We start from the raw sequence: 1,519 nt of genomic DNA, 5'->3' as shown, positions 1-1,519 counted from the left end.
GACATCAAAAATGCGATCGCGGACGGCTACCGTGAACTTGAACTGGTAAAGCGTTTCTCGACGGTTGGTATGGGGCCTAGCCAAGGCCGCCACGCCGCCTTGGCGACAGCAATGATCGTCGCGAAAGAGACCAAGCGCTCCATCAGCGACGTCGGCGTCACGACCGCGCGCCCTCCCGTTACCACCGAGAAAATTGCAACGCTGGCGGGACGTAAGTTCACGCCGATGCGTCGAACACCGATGCATGAACAGCATGCGGCTCAAGGGGCATCGTGGCTCCTGGCCGGCAATTGGATGCGGCCGGCATTTTACGGTCGCGGACAAGACGACAAGAAGCTCATCGCGGAAGAGGCGCTGAATGTCAGAAACAATGTCGGCATGATCGACGTGTCGACGTTGGGCGGCCTGGATATCCGCGGTCCCGATGCGGCAGAGTTTCTGAACCGGATGTATACGTTTGCCTACGTCAAGCTACCCATCGGCAAGACACGATATCTCCTGATGACGAATGAGGCGGGCACCGTGATCGATGACGGCGTCGCGTGCCGTCGCGGAGAACAGTACTTCTACGTCACGGCGACCACGACGGGTGTCGATCGCATCTACCGCAACATGTTGTGGTGGAACGCCCAATGGCGCCTCGACGTGGATATTGCCAACGTCACGGCCGCATATTCGGGGGTTAACCTCGCGGGACCCAATGCCCGCAAAGTCCTGGAAAAGCTGACCGATGACATCGCTCTGTCGTCACAGGATTTCCCCTATCTCGCCTACCGGGAAGGAAAGGTGGCGGGCATTCCGTCACGTGTGTTCCGGGTCGGCTTCATCGGAGAACTTGGCTACGAGATCCATGTCCCTTCCCGCTTCGGCGCAGAGCTTTGGCGAGCCATAGGGGAAGCGGGACAAGCCCTCGGAATTCAGCCCTTCGGTCTCGAAGCGCAGAGACTGATGCGGCTCGAAAAGGGGCACGTGATCATCGGCCAGGACACCGACGGCATGACAACGCCGGAGGAACTGGACATGAACTGGGCGGTCGCCAATTCCAAGCCCTTCTTCATCGGAAAGCGCAGCCTGGAGCTTCGCAGCAAGACGCTGTCGAGCCGAAAGCTCGTCGGATTCGCGATTGATCGGATGCCTGCCTCCGGGCTCCAGGAATCCAACCTCGTCGTGAAAAGCGGATCGATCGTTGGGTTCATAACGTCGATCGTGTACTCTCCAACTTTGGGAAAGGTCATCGGATTGGCCTACGCTGACCGGCTTGATGCGAGCCTTGGAAGCCGAATTTCCCTGCGCTCGAGTGACGGTGTCGAGCACCAGGCCGAAGTCGTCTCTTCTCATTTCTACGATCCCGAAAACCTGCGGCAGGAGATGTGAACATGGGCGCTATTGCAAAAAGCCCGTTCGGCCACCGGTTCGACAAAGCGGCCCCGGTCCGAAATGACGCAGGCATTATCATCCGTGATTTTTCCCGGTTCGGGCGAACAGGCTTCAAGGGTGCGGGCACCACGGAGTGGCTGAC

General features: G+C 59.0%; 1 protein-coding gene. It reads left to right on the top strand.

Annotated features, from left to right (window positions below):
* On the top strand, positions 1 to 1,374 hold a 1,374-nt coding region (locus RCCGE510_RS32360), incomplete at its 5' end, for a glycine cleavage T C-terminal barrel domain-containing protein (protein WP_007637685.1).
* Positions 1,375 to 1,519: the final 145 nt, after the last annotated feature.

The organism is Rhizobium sp. CCGE 510 (genome assembly GCF_000292525.1).
GTDB lineage: Bacteria > Pseudomonadota > Alphaproteobacteria > Rhizobiales > Rhizobiaceae > Rhizobium.
Note: the sequence above shows the minus strand (reverse complement) of the source record. Positions and strands in the feature narration are given on the sequence as shown.